Below are 18,490 nucleotides of genomic sequence, written 5' to 3'. Positions count from 1 at the left end.
CGCCGTCATCTTCGAGTCCGTCAAGCCATCTTTCGAACTCGTCATACGTGGCGGCAGAAAACAGCTTTCCTTTCGCACGGTTCACTTCTTGGGATGCTATGTCCCGTCGACAGAGTCGGGCAGAGTCGTCGTCGGTGGTGAGCGCATCAACGTATGGAAGAAATGTTGAAATATGGTTTATATCGTTTAAGCGAGAAACACCAAACTTCTTGTCATTAAACGTTGCGTCCGTCCGTTCGCAACTACACCATGCAAAAAGCACTTCTGCTTCCAAGGCAGTACGAAGGCGAATTGAGGCGCAGCCACCGGTCGGGTCGTCCTCCAACACCCGTGCAAGCCGCTCAAGTGCATCGTCGTCCAACCCCTCCACAATTCGCCGCACCATCGGCAGAAAATTGCATGACTTAGGAATGGGCGGCAATGGGCACTCAATGCCGACCGTCAGCTCGGCCAGACGCGATATGTCCGCAAGAAACGTCGCGTGCTCACGGGCGCTTTCAATCCCACGCTGCAGGTCCGTGCGCCATTTCTTACACACGAGAGTCAGGCAGTCTAGTCTTGAGCGCTGTGTTCCAAGGTCGTGGCTTTGACGAATGAGAATGTCGCGGAGATTTGCCTGCAGAGTCGCACGGCTTTCCGTAGTTGCAAGCGGTTGGTGAATCCTACCGAGCCAAGTATTTGTTGGAATGACCTGGGTGCCGAGTTTGAAACGGAACGGGTCTTTGAGCCCGATATCACTCAGGGAAAAGGACTCAGACCCTAGCGGGTCACTAAGTTTCCGACGTTGTTGGTGCATAAACACTTCAGCAACGTCCGAAGCAATAGTTCCATCGGCCAATTGATTCTGGAACGTCAAGAGCCGACGCCGTTTCTCGTCGCGTCCAACAGGGATAGCAGCTGTTTCGGCAAAATGCACGTCAGAGACCACCACGAAGATTTTCTGACGCGCTTTCAGGCTTAGAAGCTTCTGAAGAATACGGAATCTAATGTCGCACGGATTGCTTGCGTCTTCCGCAGGAAGCACATCCGATAGAAATGATTGGTCGAGGTAGACGAGCTTTTTTCTCACCTCAGGCAAAATAATTCGTAGGCTAGTCATGCAGACTTCACATACTGCCGTCGCGGCCCCGCTGTTGCGGTTCTGAATTATTTTTTCATGCGGAAAGACTGTCTTGCATTGTGGGCACGCCGGCGGGATTGATAGGTCAAGAGTAAGGGTGCGCATGAGGTCTGTCCCTACCAAGTGCCTTTAATGGGTATGGAAAAAAGCCCAGAAAGAGCTTGCCCTTCTGGGCACTCAGCATGAATCGCCGGTGCTCGTATGCTTCGGACGTACGAAACGACCTGGGTTGGCTAACATATACGTCCGACATATTTTCCTAAATTTGGAGAGGTAAAACGGGAGTTCCGGCGCCAGCCGCTACGTCCAGTCACTCTCTATGGCTGCGTTGCTTTGCAATTAGCAAACGTAGCGCTGGCCTACTCGAAGAATTCCTCGTCAACTTTCTTAACGTGCAGCGTCTCTTCGATGACACAACCGACACCGTGGAAAATCATCAGCCTGGTGAGCTGGTCACCGTCCATGAGGACAATTCGCTTGCTCAATTGCTCGGCCGTTTGGCGGGCGGATGACGTGAAGGTAGACGCCGTAACGAATAGCCCCTTGGTGGCTTTGAAGCGGTCGAGACTGCCGAAGAAGTCGCGGATATCACCGGCGCCGACGGTGTTCCCGGCGGCATAGCGTTTTGCCTGCACATAGATGCGGTCGAGTCCGAGCGGGTCTTGGTCGATGACACCGTCGACGCCGCCGTCACCCGGACCACCCACGAGGGCCTTGGCCACATCGGTAACCGAACCGCCGCCATAGCCCATCCGCACAAGTAGGCGCACTATTAGGCTCTCAAAGAAGGCCGGTGTCCCTGTCCGAATTCGTTGAAGCATTTCGTCGGCCAAAGCGACTTCCAATTGACGGTGGGCACTGCGCATGACCTCGTCGGGGGTCAGAGTCGTCGCGTTATCGCTTACATGAGGGGAAGCCGTGTCGCCCTCCTCTTCTTCAGCATCCCTAAACTTTTGAAAGCCAGGAAATTGGTTTAGGTATTTGATATCAATGCGCTCTGGCGGCGCGGTCAGTACTTCGCGACCCCGGTCGGTAATGCGAAAATGAGCCCGTTTGGTCAATTCGACCAAACCGGCCTTTCCCAGATACCTCTTCGCCCAATGAACGCGGTCGGCAAACGTCGATTGCCTTCCTGATGGCAGGAGCTGCGCACGTTCTTCCGATGATAATTTGAAGTCGGTGGCCAGTTGCTCCACTACGTCGGAAATCTTGACCTCGTCCTTGGCCGCACTTCGCAAAACCGGGAGCATTAGCGTCTGAAAGTCAGGTATCGAAAAAAAAAATTCTCCTCAAAGGGTATGACCAAAGGAGCCATAGCTGACTTTTACGTCGTGCGGTGGCATATCGCTGCAGTTCGAAGTCTGCCCACTTCTTTTTTACGGATTCAGAAGGACCTGCCAAGACCGTTGACCCGCAACCACTCGGCAGCGGCCTTCCACTTTGGCATAGTCTTGTCCACTACGTTCCAGAATTCCTTGCCATGGTTGGGGTGCTTCAAGTGAGCCAATTCATGGACCACCAAGTACTTTTGGATGTCTTGGGGTAACGCGAGCACTCTCCAGTGGAAGTTCAGGTTGCCGGCCGCCGAGCAAGATGCCCAGCGATTTTTCAAATCCCATACCCGCACTTTGCCCGGTTCAACACCCATCCGTGGCGCATACCGGGCAATCAGTTGCGGCAGTTGCTCATAGCCTAATTTGCGGTACATGGCGCGCATTAACTCATCGGCTTTGTTGACCTGAGTCCGGCTTAAAACCAAGCGGTCGCCTTCTTGATATAAGGGCGCGCTCGTGTCGGTGCGGATGTCCAGCAGGCACGCCTGCCCCCCCACGTAGAACGTTTCCCCCGACACGAACTCGCGCCGTGGGGCATGTGAATTCAGCTCTTGCCAGAGAGCCTGGTTGCGATAAACCCAGCTCAGCTTCTGCTCGACCACCTTGACCAATTTTTCGTCGGACGCGTCCAGCGGGGCGCGCAGCATCACGGTACCGTCACGCTCGATGTAAATACTCACCGTTTTGCGGCGGGTACGGACAACTTGGCAGTCGATATCTTTGACTTTAAGCGTCATGCGGCTAGTAAATCCCCATGGCGGGCCTTTGCCAGCTGGACAATGTCCTGAGCTAGTTCGCTCCCGCGCTCAATTACCGACGACACCCCGGTGTCAATCAATCGGTCTTCAACGATTCCCTTCAAAGCGGTGACCCTCGACTCGTTGGACCAGAAATTGGGCGTCACTAACTCATCCTTAAACACTGGCATCAGGTCGTTCACGAGCGATTTCAAGCTCTCTTTATCTTTTGGCGACAACTTGACGGACTTCTGAACCGATTCGACCAACTGCTCGTAGAAGGGCGCAGACTTTTCCGTTACGCCCGTAATCACTTTCTTCGCGCGCCCAGCCTTGACCTCCGTAATGAGCAATAACAGCTGCGCGGCCTGCTCGGCCCAGTTCTTCTGGTCTTTCTGCAGGATGCTGTCGAGCTTCACCGAAAGGGGGGTGTATAGGGCGGGGTCCTCGTCCATGTGCACGGTGATGTGTTTGCGAAGAGCGTGCTCCATCTCGGAAGCGGTCGCCTTGGCCGATGCGTCTTCCTTTTTCGCTTTCGGCGCCTTCATGAAATTGGGTGACATGAGGTCCACCGGGGGCACTTTCGGGTTTACGCCCAGGCCCACCAAGTGCTCGTTGATGAGTTTCTTAATTTTCTCGCCTGCCTTGCCAAAGGTCATGCTCGCGTCCTTGTACCGCTCCCTCGCCTGGGCTTTCAGCCATGCAAACCGCTTGGCCGGCAACAGGTACTCATTGGCCTTCGGGTCGGGCAAAATGATGTTTATAGCTTGCAGGAACAGCGTCAGCAGCACCGAGAAAGTCTCACGCTGCTTGGCGTCCTTAAGGACATCCATCATCATCTCGTAAACGATGTATTCGTCCTCGGCGCCCAGCTTTTGCATGCCCCAGTCTTGCGCTTGCGGCAGCTGGTGCTCCCGGAAGAACTCGAGCAAGCGGGCGTACGTGCCGGCCATCTTTGCGTACTCGCCAGCCATGTCGTGCATGCCGGCCAGAAGGTCGTTCACGTCTTCACTGGCGTAGATGCTCAATGCCTCCCGTAAATGCTTCGTGACGCCGATGTAATCTACGATAAAGCCGACTTTTTTCCCACCTGCGGTGCGGTTGACCCGGGCTACGGCCTGTAGCAACGTGTGCTCTCGCAGCGGCTTGTCGAGGTACATGACCTGCTCGATGGGGGCGTCAAAGCCGGTAAGCAGCATGTCGCACACAATGAGGAAGCTGATGCCCGTCTCAGGGACGGCGTAGTCGAATCGTTTCTTGAAGTTCACGACCGCATCCGATTCGCGGGCCGCTTTGCGAGCCAGTTCGATGTCGGCATCCGTGTTGGTGCCATCGGATGAGACCACGACCGCGGTTTTCAAGAAACGCATCCTGGTCAGAGTCTCTGCAGGAGCCCCTTCCTCCTCGGTCTTGGTGATAAGTGCCAGCAGTGCGGCGTCAATTGCTGTCTTGTAGCGCATCGCAGCGCGTTTCGAGATGCAGACGACTTGCGCCTTGAAACCGTCCGGCATGATGTTCTCGACATAGTGCTTGACCAAGTCTTTCGCCACATCAGCGATGCGTAGCTCGGATTCCAGGATGGAATCCCGGGTCCCGTACTTCTCTTTAATTGCCGCAAGCTCTTCCGGCGTCTTGTTCTCAAAGAGGTCTTCGAACTTCAGGTCGAATCCTGATTTGTCTTTGATGGCCGTGTCCACGGTCCGGCCGATGTACACGATGGGCAGCACGGCGCCGTCGGCCTGCGCGTCCTGGAGTTTGTAAGTGTCGATGTACTCGCCAAAGCGTTGAATCGTCGTCTGGTCGTGGCGTGACGTAATTAAGGGTGTTCCGGTGAAGGCTATCTTAATGGCATTTGGGAACGCAACGGCCAAATTATTGCCCAAGTCGGAATACTGCGTCCGGTGCGCTTCGTCGATAAATATGATGATGCGTTCAGACCCGTTCACTCGAGGGAACGGCTTAATTAAGGGAGGCGCTTCGGGAATCCCCAAGGCAAGCTTGACTGCATCTGAAATCGGAGTAGTGACCTCGCGAAACTTGTGCACCATAACCATGTAGAGGCCCGAGTCGTTGCCGCTGAGCGTAGCCTTCAATTCGCTCGCACCGGAAATAGTCGTCAGGGGCTCGCCCGCGGCGGCAGCCGTTCCCTCAAGTTGCTCTTCTAAGTCAGTGCGGTCGTTGACTAGCAGGACCTTGTAGTCTGCCAAGTCGGATGATGAGCGCATCTTGCGTACGAAAAACATCATTGTCAGCGACTTACCGGAACCTTGCGTGTGCCAAATGACGCCACTGCGCGTCGGGCCCGTGCCGCCACGAATGCGCCGGATGGCCTTGAGGACTGCGCGGTACTGCTGGTACCGGCAAACGACCTTGACCCGGCGGTGGCCCTTGCTCTGAAACACGCAAAAGTTTTTCAAAATATCCAGCAAAGTAGGCCTTGCCAGCATGCCCTGAATTATTGTTTCTTGGGCGCGCACGGGGCCACCAAGAGGCGTTTTGAAGGTCTGGAATTCGGGGGGCTCGATGGACCGCCAGTTCTGGAACTCATCCTGGTCGGTGGTGATGGAGCCGTACAAGGCCTCCTGTCCGGTGGTGGCGACAGAGAATAGGTTGAAGTGGAAGAGGCGCTCTTCCCCCTCCTTCATGCCGCCTTTAGTTACGGCATCCCGGCGCTCTGAGTAGCGAAACAGCTGTTCAATGGCCTCGTCCAACGGGACAGACGTGAACTGATTTGCTTCTTTGGCCTCGACTACAACTAGGGGCATGCCATTCACGAACAGTACGAGGTCTGGGCGGATGTGCCCCTTGACCTGGCCCGGCGTGTCAATGCGAAACTGGTTAATGGCAAGGAACTGGTTTGATTCTGGCTTGTCGAACGCTATCAAGCGCACAGTGCGCGAGGGGGCCCCGAGAGTCGTGGTGTTTTCGACGTCAGGCACGCCTTTCAGCAGCAGTTGATGGATGGTCTCGTTGACCTCGACCAGTTTACCCTTCTGGCCGGACACAAAGTCGAACAACCAATCGAGCTGCGAAGCGCTAAGCCAAGGCCGGCCAGAGTCGTCCATGTTGATGCCGTTGATTGCCTTTCTGAAAACATCGCGCAGGGCTATCTCTTTGAAATCGGAACGATGGCTGCTGGCCGGGTCGGTCGGCACGTTTTCGCCATGGTCGATAATGCCCCACCCGAGCACGGCCAATTGGTCCATAAACGGTTTTTCTACTTGCGCGCGCTCCGACATGACAACCCTATTCTCTTTATTGCGATTTCCATCGTAGGACTCAAGTATAGGACCGACCATGCTCAAATGAAACCCCCTGCGATGAAGGGGTTCTTGGCTCGTTATCGGACGCGGGTATCGCTAGTTAACAGGTCACGCATCAGACCTTGTTTTTGCATACGCAGTTTCGTGGAAAGGGCCTGCTCCATCGCAATTTCGCCATCGACCGCATCCAGCAACGCAACCACCGCCGCCTGCGCATCGAGCGGTGGCCTGGGTATTTTCAGCGCTCGTATGGTTGGCAGATTGAGGCCCGCCTTCGCGCCGCCATCATTAAACTTAGAAATCTGTTCGTAGCCCAAGGGGCTCCCCAAGTAATGCGCGACCCACCTCTTGTTGAGGTCCGCATCATCTATGCGCGCCAATGCAATATGTTGATTTACGTAGGCCTGTTGGAACTCATCGGGTATGCATCCGATTACTCCCAGGTCAGCCGTAATGGAAATGAGTACATCCCCAGGCTCAAGTCGGGTTCGCGCCCCTTCGCCTCCTGCTGGCACACTTACCCGAACGACATCTTCCAAAAGCATATTTGGATTTTCTCGAGTTAGGTTTCCGATTCGCAAAAATAGTGCGCCGTCGGCGGCGTAGTACCTGGCCCAACCGCGCGAACCCGAAGTAATAAGGGAGCAGACATCTCCGAGAGGCACTGATGGTGCCGCCTGTGCGGCGGGAATTAAGCATTCCTGCACAAGCCCCGACCGCCGAGATACCAGTTTTTTAACCAACGCTTCCGTATGCTCCATCTCCTCATCCAGCGCTGTTAACACTTCGGCGATGCGCTGTTGTTCGGCTTGCGAAGGCAATAGCAAGCGGAAAGCGGAAGCGGTAGCCCAGTCAGTCCGGGGCATCTTCGTCCCATAAGAAACAGCCACGTTGTGGTCTACGAATGCATCCGACGCAACCACTTGAAAAACGAATTCTGGAACAACTCCAGGTTTTGGGCGAAACACCATAATTTCAGTCGTGCATACGCCGTCAAACGGAGCAAGTGCAAATTTTCGTAGGTATGGCCTAAGCTTTCCAAAAAGGACATCCCTTGACTTGAAAAGGGTTTTCGCGGATAAGTTTTCTGAAGCAGGCGACCAACCGGCTATTCGCCCCCGTCCTTCCGGAACGTCATCCAAATTTACGCAACGGGTTCCTATATCTTTGCGCGTTGGTACGACCTTCACCGATACAAGGTCAACAAGCTCCCTAAACGCAACAGGACGTAACTCAAACATATCCGCGCTCCTTCAAAAACACACCTAACTTGTCTGCTGCAGCCTTGCGTTGGTTTTGAATGTCGTCCAGGTTCACCGCATACTTCGACCACAGCAGCTCGACGCGAGCCACCAATTGACTCTGATAAGCCGCGACCCGGTTCTCATACGCGTCCAGCAGTGCCTGCTTCCAACGCGCTAGAATCAGTTGCTCGGCATCTGCCGGCGTGATGTTCTGCCGCGCCTTGTCTACTAAATCGTCGCGCCGGGCTTCGATGCTCTTGACCGTCTGTTTTGCGGCCTTGAACGCGACTTCCTTGGCAACATGCTTGGCCATCTTTGTGTCGATATCGCTGACCTCCTTTTTTAGCACTTGGGCACGCCCCGGGTCAGCCTTCTTAACGGCTCTCAGGTCAACGGATAGTGCTTTTTTTCGAGCTTTGAGGGCGTCAAGCACAGCCTTAGGTAGCACTTCACTGCCGTCGTCGAAGTCGTAAGTATCCAAGTCGATGTCGTCAGGTTCGGCATTATCGGCAGGAGTAACAGCGTCAAACTCGCCTTGCAGATTGGCAATTGAGTCCTCGGCGTCCTGCAGCTCTTTAAGCACATCTGGAAACTGGGATGCCAATATCTCATCAGCCGGGATAAGGTCAGCGTTCCATCCGGAAGCCGCCACTGACTTGAAGTCTGCGGCCAGCGCGCTGGAAAATTCCGCGAATGCACCTCGCACCTGAAACTTGTCCAGCAAACCCAGCGGCACCAACGTATCTTCCAATCCTTGTGAAAACGCCTTGCGCAGTGTGACGTAACTACCGAGGACCGGGAGTGTCTGCAGCTCAGGTGCATTTGCGGTCCACCATTGATTGAGCGTGGCATGCAGTCGGGCGTTGGAGACCTGCACAGAGCCATTGTTCTCTACGAGTGTCTTGGCTGCCGCCTTGGCCGCTTTTAATGCCGGAACGAGGTCGCAGTAGGCCGCATCGGACAGCCGACGTACGAAAAGCTGGTCGCGCAGGGTACCGTAATTGGACCAGTAGCTCTGCAAATCATCAAGCTCAGCCGTCGGCACGCCGCCATGAATGTGAGCCCGCACGTCCTGAGGTTCAGGGCGCGGTGAATTGTCCACATAACGGCGGATATTCAGGTTCCAAACCTCAGCTTTCAGCTTGTCGGTTGGAATGAGGTCGGAGTAGCCTTTGACTACTAGGCGCTCGTGGTACACGTATGCGATTTTCTCGATATCTTCCGGCCGCAGGCTATTCTGGTTCTTGCCCTCCTTGAAATCACGGTCGGCATTAATGAACAACACTTCCTTGCGGGTGGTGGGATTCAACTTGGACAGCACCAGGATGCAGGCCGGAATGGCAGTGCCATAAAACAGCCCCGGTGGCAGACCAATGACCGCATCAAGGTTACCGGCTTCGATAATGCGCTGTCGGGCAGCTTTTTCAGGCCCACCACGAAACAGAACTCCGTGAGGCATCACGACCGCCGCCTTGCCCTCATCATTCAGTGTAGCGACGATGTGCTGGACAAACATCAAGTCAGCTTTTTTCCCGCTTTCCGGCATGAACGTGTGAAACCGTTCTGGGAACTGCATCTCAATGCGGGTGTAGTTTTGGGAAAACGGTGGATTAGCAAGAATCCGGCTGAACTGCATCAAATTGCCATTTTCGACGTGCGCAGGCTTGAGCAGGGTGTCCTCATTCTGGATGTTCGCAGAGCGGTACCCGTGAAGAATCATGTTCATCTTGCAAATAGCCCATGTCGTGCCGGACAGCTCTTGACCGTAAAGCGCCAGATTTTTGCCGTTGCCGCCTGATTCTTCGACGTAGCCGCGGGTCTGAATTAGCATGCCGCCAGAACCACAAGTTGGGTCGCCAATCGTCATGCCTTCGATTGGCTCCAGCAACTGGACCAACAGGCGCACGACTGGGGCCGGGGTGTAGAACTCCCCACCCTTCTTGCCGGCTGAATCGGCGAAATACTTGATGAGATACTCATAGCCGGCGCCGAGCAAATCGGGGAACTCGAAGTTGGATGAGGACAGCGTCTGGGTGCTGAAATGCTTGACCAGTTCCGCGATTTTCTCGTCCGGCAAGACGCGCTTCTTGTCCCCTTTGGTAGTAGTGAAGTTAATCGTTTTAAGGACGCCGGCTAAGGAGTCGTTGTTCTCTTCTTCGATGGCAGCCAATGCCTTGTTTACCATCTCGCCCAGGTTCTCCTTTACGTGCAGGAGGCCTCGGAACTGGATATCATTTTCCAGCGTCACGGGCGACTCAAGCACCCAGCGGGCGCGGTCGGGCACGTAAAACGAGTAGTACGGACTGGTCTTCTGTTTGAGCTTTGCGTCGATGCGGATTTCGATTGCTTCATCGCTAAGTCCCTGTTTCTTGCCCAGCGTGCGCTCCGTTCGCACCAACGTCTGCTGGTCTTCGACAAATTGGTCGCTTAGGCGCTTCAAGAAGAGCATGCCGAAGAGATATTCTTTGTATTCAGACGCATCCATCGAGCCGCGCAAGATGTCACTGGCCTTCAGCAAGAAAGATTCCAGCTGGCTGAGCGTGAGCTTCTTGTGGCTGTATGTCACGGAGCTGGCCGACGCGGCTTCGAGGATATTCGACTGATTAGAAGAATCGTTTGGCATATAGTTGGGCTTGTACATAAACGGGTTAATGGCGGTTAATCGAGCGTCTCTGGCCAGCGACGCTGCGAGATATGAATGATTTCTTCCCTAAGATTGACAACTTGCCTGTCAAGGTCACAAAGGCGACCGTAATCTTGTTGAATTTCTAAATGGGTCTGCTCAGATGGAAAGGGCACCATAACCGCACTCATCAGAGTTCCTGGGCTAATGTGTTGTACGCCCGCGCCGACCTGGAGACCTTCAAGCTGAGCCTTCCCATGCGGGGAACGCAGATACATGACTAGGACCTCTGGCGATAGATTCTTGGTATTCCAGTTCGCCCCCAAGCGTAGTACAAGGCAACTCTGGGAGACTACAGTGGGCCGGTGCTGCGCAGCCGTGCCCATTAAGGCAACGCGCCCCACCGAGCCCTTGATGGAAATTACGATGTCGCCTGGTCGCACCAACATCGACTCTTTCGGCGCCGACTTTAGGTAGACGGTCTTTTCAACATCGTATTCGATGGGTTGCCACTGGTGCAAATCTTGCAGCCCCACCTCTGCAACTTCAAAAGGAGTAACCTCCTTAGAAGTAACAGGTGGCCTCACGGCTTCGCAGATGTCCCCAAGCTTGACTGCCTCATTGCCCAGGTCGGCAAGGCGCCGCAGGTAACGCGAAGGCGCGAAGCTGAACTCGTTAGCGGCAATCTCCTCGTAACCCACGAGCTTAGCCTTATCCGTCCTTGCATGTCCAAGCGCTGCCTCCCGGCCTGCTGCGACAATATGTCCAGCTTCTTGGAGTGAGCGGCGACCGCTGCCTAGGTCTGCCATATAGACTGCCCCTGCGACGCCTACAGAGTCCATTATCGTAATGGCGCCGGCGATATTGGTCGCACTGAATACGCCAGGTGGCAGCGTAATAACAGATTTGACTCTCGTGTATTGCTGGCGGCTCAACAAGTATTCACGGAGGCGCTGCTCTTGTCCCTTGGAAAATAATACCCCATGGGGCGTCAAAAATACTGCGCGCTTGTTGATACGGTTTGCGAACTCAAACAGGGCCCAGGACTCGCTGCGAGAAAATTGTTCGTACGCCCGAGTTTCAGTGATGTCCCACATCGACATGGGGCTGTCCTTGATGCGCATAGCGAAGGGCGGCATCACGAGTGCGTAATCCGCACGTCCAACAGGACGGCCAGCAGAATCGCGCTCCACCTCGGCTCTCACTGCCGGGGGGTGAGTCTGCCCCGTTTCAATCGTTAAAAGCAGTTCCCGTACCAGCTGCGAAAACGGGATTGGAGATGCAGTAAGAACACGCCATCCACGGCGTAGCGCTTCGATGGTCAACTGCCCTTGGAAATCGAACGGAATCCAGAGTTCGCTATCTTGCGGCGCATCGACCAGGTCCATTAGTAGCGAAGCGAGCTCGGGTATCACGATGCCTTCTGCACTACCGCGTCGAACGTCCACCTCACACATGAATGGCAGAACATCCCAACGGTGCCGGCCAAGCTCATTTTCCAACTTCGAAATAATGGCTGCGGCTGCTGCGCGCTGGCCGACATCGTGAGCGGCAGCAGAAGACCTTTTGCGCACAATTCGGTCGTACGCTTCCGGCGGAAATCCTGCCCCAAGAAGCTGGTCCCAGGCTTGCAGGTCCGTAAGTTCGTCAAGCTTGGAAATATCTCCGGCTTTCCCTTCGACGACCATTCTGCCTGCAGCCAACCAGGTCAGCACGAATAACTGGGCATCGCCAACTGCATCACTTCGAGCAAGGTCAGCTAATTGCCAGCAGGTTCGCGTGGCGGGGGTTTCAGTTTTTATCATTGTCTATTCTGTTCTTGCCTAGTTATAACGATGGCCCATGGTAATTACGGTCTGGTCTGTAGCGCTTACTACGGCGTAGAGCCCGGCTAGCGCCTCAACTTGCTTGGTCCGGCCAACTGCACGACTGAGTGTTTGCAAAGAGTCGGAGGTCATCAAGTAGCGAATACCACCCTTTCCGTCGTACTCACGTCGCCCGTAAGCCAACAGCAACGGTAGTGCGGCTTTATCGATTCCACGCTGTTGCGCCCGCTTATTCGCATGTTGAGATATGGACGTACGGCGGCTACGTGCAGACCGAAACTCGAAATCCGTATCATTCATTGTTCGCTCTCCTCTTGATGAATATAATCGTAGCACGCTACAAATAAATTCAGCAACAAGAATTTTTTTCTGAAATGCGCCGCCAGACGGCGGCACACGCGAAGACTAGACTTAGGTACAGTCGAGGAGTGCGTTTGTCGTGTTAGGTAAGCAATGGAAGAGGTCGGGCACGCGGAGGGAAAAAAAGGCTACGGAACCCTCCTCGCTGATGAGCAGCGGGGGTGACCCATCCCCCGAGTACCTGGGGTATCTCATCGCGTACAGCATTGCTAGCTGCCGAGTTAGATGAGATGCTCAGAATCCATTCCCCATCACCTCGGCTCATCTGTGCTCCTACACGAGCGCCTGTCCCAGCTTGTCGGTCACGCTGACTTCATAGGAATTAGTCGTTCCGAAGACAACATTGGTGTTCGCTCCTTAGAGGTCAATTGGCATATGCGGATGGATGAATGCGTGGCGAAAATCCATTCGCATAGGTACGGACTACCGAGCGCGGGGTCAGTACAGTGACTACCGCGGTCGAATCCATATTTTCTGGACTGCCATATTCCTCAAACGACCACGGCAGGTAGCCAGAAGCTGCAACAAGGTAAGCGATTCCGTTGTCTTCGAAGACCGCACCGTGGGGCAGCGAGCCGAGCGGCGCCTCGAACGTCCGTTTGCCGCGGCCGGGCACCGTACGCTCGGCATGAAGGACCTGGTCGATGTCCGGCGTTGAGGTTGATGCACATAGCTCCTCGGCCACGTTCGCGCGCACCCAGGCATTCTTGAATTCCAGGTGACGTGAGCGCTGACAATATGCACATGGCCGGTGCCCCGCGGCGAAGGCCGTGGCCTCGTCAAGGAAAAATAACTCTGAGTAGGTTCCCGGAGAAAACGGCCTCGACCGTTTGATGCCCTTAAATTCGAGTAGGCATGTTACCCATGCCTTATGGGCCCAAGGCCTAACGATTCTGTTTTCATCATTGTGAAGGATGCCGCGGTTTCCCATAAGTGTTCCCCGGCTAGGGGCCGCGCACAATCTGCCCCATGGGTCGGCTCGATTTTGTAGAGTGGTTGAAGTCATTATTTCTAGGAGCCTGTAAGTGCTATTCCTAAATCCTGCGAAACTTTGGAGTATCCTTACACAAGCAGTTCAGTATAACTGCGATATAACGCCTGCGCTGAGACCCTATTGGAGCCTTAGAACTTTACCTTATCGCTCATGAGGCCCAGCGCTGGAGGCGTTGGGAAACTTCTTGCCATCGAATACGCCTTCCGGTCGCAGTAGCTATTTAGTTGGCTCGTTGAAAATCTCTCATCAACATGGTCGAGGCAACGGAGGGTTCAATCGCGTCTAATCCACTGAGCTCCCTTGCAACAGCAGCGCCTTCCCGACGGAATTTGGCCAGCATATTGGCGTAATTTTCAATTTTAGTTGTGTCAATTCGCAACCTTAGAGATACTCCTTTTGAATTGACCTCCATGTCTTCCTTCGAGTCAGCTGATAGAAGAAGGCATGCATCATTGCTTGCGATTAAAAAGTCCCCGCCATTCCTACAAATCCTGCTGGTCATATAAAGACCATAGCCAGAGTTTTGCCAAACATTATGCGGTTGCCGCTTGACACCCTTGTACATTTTCCCTGAAATTCCTGGCAACATAGCCATATGCAATGCATCTCTCTCGGTCTGAATCTCAAGATATGGATTTGGTGACAAACCATACATGATTCCGTTACCGCCATCTAATATCGCAACCTCTACCATATTCCGGGTAGGCCAATATTGTGCGGAATATTCGATAAACGAAGAACCAGAGTGCTCTACAATGTTCCGCATAACTTCCCTAATCGAGAAAGTCAGCGCGTCTACAAGGTCGCCCCGCTCGCAGCGGGTCAGAACTTTAGCGATTTTCTCAGCATGCCTCTCGATAATTGCTCCAGGCTCTTCGTATTCTTGCAATGCTTGATTTACGATATCTTCAACTTTTAGTATGGTAAGTGGAATATACGTACTACTTCCAGATGCCTCGCCAGGCTCTTTTCCAAACGCCAATCCGAATGCCCTAAAAAAACCCATATGAGCAGGATAGGTTTTGTTTTCATGATTTGTTGCAAAGAATCTTAAACCGGGGTTCGAATCGCGAAATCTCTTAATTTCATTTGCCACAAAGGCCATTGTAAATGGTTCGACTGTGGAGAGGACCGAAAAATTGAATTCGTACTCGTCTGCTTCTGGAAGCTTCCACAGGTCACAGCAAAACCTGAGACTATTTTGGAGATTTAGAACTCGCGGGACGTTTACAACATAGCGTTTTAAATTCATCTGGTTGAGTTCAAACCAATCTATTTTGCGTCGAAGCATTTGCTTGAAAATTCTTAACTCGCCACAACCGGGGGCAATGAGACCACGTTATTGCCGAGCTCGTGAACGTCCTCAGCAGACATCGCCAACGTTGCGGACGACAACGATTTGGTCGGCTTCACGCCGAGGTCCCGAAGCATCTCGGCCTGGCGGATGACATTACCCCGGCCGACGGCGAGCTTTCCGTGTGCCAGGTCGTACGCCTTCTGAGCCTGGCTGAGACGACTGCCGACTGTCTCCAAGTCATCCACGAATCCGCAGAGCTTGTCGTAAAGGTCCCCGCCACGCTTGGCAATTTCTTGTGCATTCTTACTCTGTGCTTCCTGACGCCATAGGTGCGCAACGGTGCGAACAACAAAAAGCAAAGTCGATGGGCTGACAAGTAGTACGTTCTTATTCCAAGCATCCATGAAAAGTTCGTCGTCATTGGTTACTGCTGTCATGAACGCCGGCTCCACCGGAATGAACGCCAAAACGAAATCAAGTGACTTCACCCCATACATGGAATGGTAACGTTTATCTGACAAGCCTTTAATATGCCCCCGAACTGAATCAAGATGCTGTTTAAGCGCCACGGCCCGTTCACCGTCCGACTCCGCCGAAACGTACCGCTCGTACGCAACCAAAGACACCTTAGCGTCAACCACAATCTTGCGCTCTTCAGGTAAATCAATGATTACGTCAGCCTGCCCACGGGACCCATCCTCGCGCATCTGGCTGTCTTGGACGTGGTATTCGTGGCCTTTACGCAGTCCAGATGCCTCAAGGACGCGCTCAAGAATGAGCTCGCCCCAATTGCCTTGCGTCTTGGCAGAGCCTTTCAAGGCTAACGTCAGGTTCTTCGCGTCTTGGCTGAGGGACTGATTCAGCTCGACTAAGCGATGTACTTGTGCCTGAAGCGCAGACCTGTCTTTACCCTCATTTACGTAAACCTCTTCGACCTTCCCTTGGAACTCAGTCAACTTTGTTTTCAACGGCTCAAGCAGCAGACTTATGCCTTCCCGGTTCTGCTCGGCAAAGCGCTTCGACTTGTCCTCCAAAATATCGTTGGCCAAGGCCTTGAATTGGTCTGAGAGCGAAGTCTTCGCCTGCAGAAGAAGCTCAAGCTTCTCGGCGGAGTTCTTTTGCTCAGCCTCTGCCTGGGTCCGAAGCTGGGTAAGCTGGTCATTTAACTCGTTCACCTTAGCCTCCGCCTCGGCAAGCGATGTTTTCGCTACCCCGAACTCGTCCAACACCAAAGTTGCGGCCGTGCGTTCAGCTGCCAACTCGGCTCGGAGCTTTCCGTTGTCTCGCGCGCTCGCTTCCCGAAGGTCCGTAAGCTGCGCGTTCGTCTCGCCTAACTGCCTACCCGCATCCTTCAGCTGACTCTCTAGTCCAGGTAACCGAGCCGCCTGCTCCTCCAACGCGACTCGGCGCTCTACCGAGTCCCGAAGTTGTACGTTGAGGTCACTGAGCTGTTTTGTTGCGTCGAGCAGCTTAGCTTCCAAGGCTGGTAGGCGGGTCACTTGCTCTTCCAGGGCGACTCGGCGCTCCGCAGATGCGCGAAGCTCGGTGTTGAGCCCGGCAAGCTGTCCCGATGCGTCTCGCAATTTAGTGTCCAGGTCGGGAATACGGATGACTTGCTCCTCCAGCGTAGCGCGGCGCTGCAACGACTCACGCAACTGTGCTGAAGTCTCCCGATTCTGCTCCTCAAGCGCGCTGTGTCCAGCTTGAAGCACCTGCAAGCGCTCTCTCAACGATTCAACAGCCTGCGCCTTTTGCGCTTCGCTGCTTGCTAGGCGACGATTTTCATCCAAACTCGCCTTCAATTGTTCCGCTGTAGCCCGGAGCTCAGCCTCAGCTTGAGGCAACCGCAATAACCGCTCAGTCAGTCGCGCCTGCTCATCCTTCAACTCGTCGAGACTGTTTTGGACCGTTGTCAGTAATTGTGACTTTTGGCGAGAATCTTCTTTTGCTGACGCTAGTTCGCTCATTGCCGACCGTACTCTTTCAGCTGCCTGCGCTACTTCAACTTGCAGTCCCGTTGTCGCTGCGGCCGCGGCAGCCAAGCAGCTCGACTTGATTCGGTTAGCCATCAATAACCACATGAGGAAAGCGCCGAGTAACAACGCACCTAGTGGGATTGCTTGGGAAGTGAAGTCCGTCATGGGTATCTCCGCTAGATGAGTTGTCTACTTGAAATACATTCTACTGCGGAAATTGTGTTTAAGGCATGTATATTTGCACGCTTCGAAATATTACTTCTGTTCTAAAACGTCATGCCGTCAGTTGACGCGTAGGGCAGCCATTACCACCGAAACGATATATTCGGTGTCCCGCATGCATCCGGCATGGACGACAGTCCGCTCGTTATTATTGCGGGCTACGATAGCGCGTTGTTACCATTACCAAGCTCACGCTTGATTTTTACTCCAAGCTCAAGAGCTGCCTCACGCGACCATCCGCGGGAAAAGTGTGAAACCGAAAAAACTTTGGCATCAATGTTCATCTTTCGAATGTGCTCTACGGCGTCTACTCCATGCGCAACAATAACGCGTGGTTTGATGCTAGCCAGCAAAAAATCAAATGGTGCCGTAATTCGTCGCTCTGACGCCAGGTCAACAGCTTGTTCGGTCGGGGCCGAGTAGATATTCGTTTCCAAGCATCTGTAGGGAGCAGCACCTTCAAGTACGCAATCCATGACCCTGCGCGTAGGGCTCACAGAATTGCGCCGAGTCTTTCCCGGCTTCAGCGGTCGAACCTGACGGTCTTTTTTGTAAGCCTCAAACCAGCTCCCTTTATCGAACCCCTTGCCGGGGCGCCAGAAGTGCCAGAAGTCTACTGACATGGATGTTGCTGGGTTGAACCCGACGATAAACACTTCGCATTCCAGCGGAGAATCGTCGCATACAAACGGACGCAATTCTGTTGGCGTGCCGATAAGCGCCGCGAGCTCTTGCTGAAAAATCTCCAAAGTTGGCACGTTCGAATCCGTTGAAAGGTTGACGGACTGCAATTATACAAGTGCTGCACGCGCGGATGGCAGCCCGTTGTGAAAAAATGCTCGACCATAAAGTTTTCGGCTGTTATCTAGCCAGAAGTTCGGTCCGACAACTACTGAAGTGCGCCAGCGTTTGTCGTGAAAATTGGAGAGATTTCACACCGGAAACACATGTAGCATAGTAGCTTCATCCAATAGATACCGCAGCGCTGGAGCTCGGTAATGACCTAGAGGTGAGAATGGGAAAATGTAAATATTGCGGCGCAAGTACGAATGCGGGCGGCTCGTGCGGCAAGAGCCCCTCCGGCGGTCACGTGGTTTATACCGTTGGTAAGTGCATATTTTGTGGAGCTACCTGTAACGGCGGTGGCTCATGCTCCAAGAGTCCATCGAAGGGCCACGTCGTGGATAACGGGCCCAAGAAATGTATTTATTGCTCAGCAACAACGAATGCTGGAGGCTCTTGTTCAAAGAGCCCGTCGAGAGGACATGTGCTCGGCGGTGGGATAATGTAATCCATCTATCTTCGCTAGAGCACCGTAAACACGGCATCTAACTTGCACGTAAATCCAAATCACATTGTATCCAAATGAAAACACTTACCCTATCTTTAATTCTCGTAGCTCAAATTTTAACCAGCAACGCTTGGGCTAGGGATGCGGCAAATGCCGATATCCCCTATAAGTGCGTGTCTCGCTCTGGGAACGTAGCGGTTGGC

At 53.8% G+C, this 18,490-nt stretch carries 11 protein-coding genes; all 11 read right to left on the bottom strand.

Going from position 1 to position 18,490, the window contains the following annotated elements; all coding sequences use genetic code 11:
- On the bottom strand, positions 1-1,099 hold a 1,099-nt coding region (locus AC56KW_RS24605; protein ID WP_497173255.1), incomplete at its 3' end, for a hypothetical protein.
- Between the two features lie 380 nt (positions 1,100-1,479).
- A complete protein-coding gene (locus AC56KW_RS24600) occupies positions 1,480-2,370 on the bottom strand; it encodes a restriction endonuclease (protein WP_497173254.1) in 891 nt (296 codons plus the stop codon).
- 134 nt (positions 2,371-2,504) lie between these two features.
- A complete protein-coding gene (locus AC56KW_RS24595) occupies positions 2,505-3,191 on the bottom strand; it encodes a M48 family metallopeptidase (protein WP_497173253.1) in 687 nt (228 codons plus the stop codon).
- Positions 3,188-6,430 carry a type I restriction endonuclease subunit R gene (locus AC56KW_RS24590; protein ID WP_497173252.1) on the bottom strand — a complete coding sequence of 1,081 codons (3,243 nt, stop codon included), beginning with the start codon at positions 6,428-6,430 and terminating at the stop codon, positions 3,188-3,190. Before AC56KW_RS24590 ends, AC56KW_RS24595 begins: the two co-directional genes overlap by 4 nt.
- A gap of 101 nt (positions 6,431-6,531) precedes the next feature.
- Positions 6,532-7,695, bottom strand: coding sequence for a restriction endonuclease subunit S (locus AC56KW_RS24585; RefSeq protein WP_497173251.1), 1,164 nt, complete (start codon positions 7,693-7,695; stop codon positions 6,532-6,534).
- The gene (locus tag AC56KW_RS24580) at positions 7,688-10,339 is read right to left on the bottom strand and encodes a type I restriction-modification system subunit M (RefSeq protein WP_497173250.1); all 2,652 of its coding nucleotides are present in this window, start codon (positions 10,337-10,339) and stop codon (positions 7,688-7,690) included. The genes AC56KW_RS24585 and AC56KW_RS24580 overlap by 8 nt, the downstream gene beginning before the upstream one ends.
- 17 nt (positions 10,340-10,356) lie before the next feature.
- Positions 10,357-12,126, bottom strand: a complete 1,770-nt coding sequence (locus AC56KW_RS24575) for a type I restriction-modification system subunit M/S (RefSeq protein WP_497173249.1) — start codon at positions 12,124-12,126, stop codon at positions 10,357-10,359.
- A 745-nt stretch (positions 12,127-12,871) separates the two neighbouring features.
- Complete coding sequence (locus AC56KW_RS24570) at positions 12,872-13,204, bottom strand: hypothetical protein (protein WP_497173248.1); 333 nt, start codon at positions 13,202-13,204, stop codon at positions 12,872-12,874.
- Between the two features lie 517 nt (positions 13,205-13,721).
- On the bottom strand, positions 13,722-14,792 hold the full coding sequence (locus AC56KW_RS24565) for a hypothetical protein (protein ID WP_497173247.1): 1,071 nt from the start codon (positions 14,790-14,792) through the stop codon (positions 13,722-13,724).
- Positions 14,793-14,806: 14 nt separating this feature from the next.
- On the bottom strand, positions 14,807-16,939 hold the full coding sequence (locus tag AC56KW_RS24560; protein WP_497173246.1) for a DNA recombination protein RmuC: 2,133 nt from the start codon (positions 16,937-16,939) through the stop codon (positions 14,807-14,809).
- 215 nt (positions 16,940-17,154) lie between these two features.
- Positions 17,155-17,754, bottom strand: coding sequence for a hypothetical protein (locus AC56KW_RS24555; protein ID WP_497173245.1), 600 nt, complete (start codon positions 17,752-17,754; stop codon positions 17,155-17,157).
- Positions 17,755-18,490: the final 736 nt, after the last annotated feature.

Source organism: Telluria sp. RT2P19 (assembly GCF_059685725.1).
Note: the sequence above shows the minus strand (reverse complement) of the source record. Positions and strands in the feature narration are given on the sequence as shown.

Excerpts from the sequence above, each read along its gene's own strand:
- AC56KW_RS24600 (WP_497173254.1), bottom strand. The coding sequence starts at position 2,370 with ATGCTCCCGGTTTTGCGAAGTGCGGCCAAGGACGAGGTCAAGATTTCC.
- AC56KW_RS24595 (WP_497173253.1), bottom strand. The coding sequence starts at position 3,191 with ATGACGCTTAAAGTCAAAGATATCGACTGCCAAGTTGTCCGTACCCGC.
- AC56KW_RS24590 (WP_497173252.1), bottom strand. The coding sequence starts at position 6,430 with ATGTCGGAGCGCGCGCAAGTAGAAAAACCGTTTATGGACCAATTGGCC.
- AC56KW_RS24585 (WP_497173251.1), bottom strand. The coding sequence starts at position 7,695 with ATGTTTGAGTTACGTCCTGTTGCGTTTAGGGAGCTTGTTGACCTTGTA.
- AC56KW_RS24580 (WP_497173250.1), bottom strand. The coding sequence starts at position 10,339 with ATGTACAAGCCCAACTATATGCCAAACGATTCTTCTAATCAGTCGAAT.
- AC56KW_RS24575 (WP_497173249.1), bottom strand. The coding sequence starts at position 12,126 with ATGATAAAAACTGAAACCCCCGCCACGCGAACCTGCTGGCAATTAGCT.
- AC56KW_RS24565 (WP_497173247.1), bottom strand. The coding sequence starts at position 14,792 with ATGCTTCGACGCAAAATAGATTGGTTTGAACTCAACCAGATGAATTTA.
- AC56KW_RS24560 (WP_497173246.1), bottom strand. The coding sequence starts at position 16,939 with ATGACGGACTTCACTTCCCAAGCAATCCCACTAGGTGCGTTGTTACTC.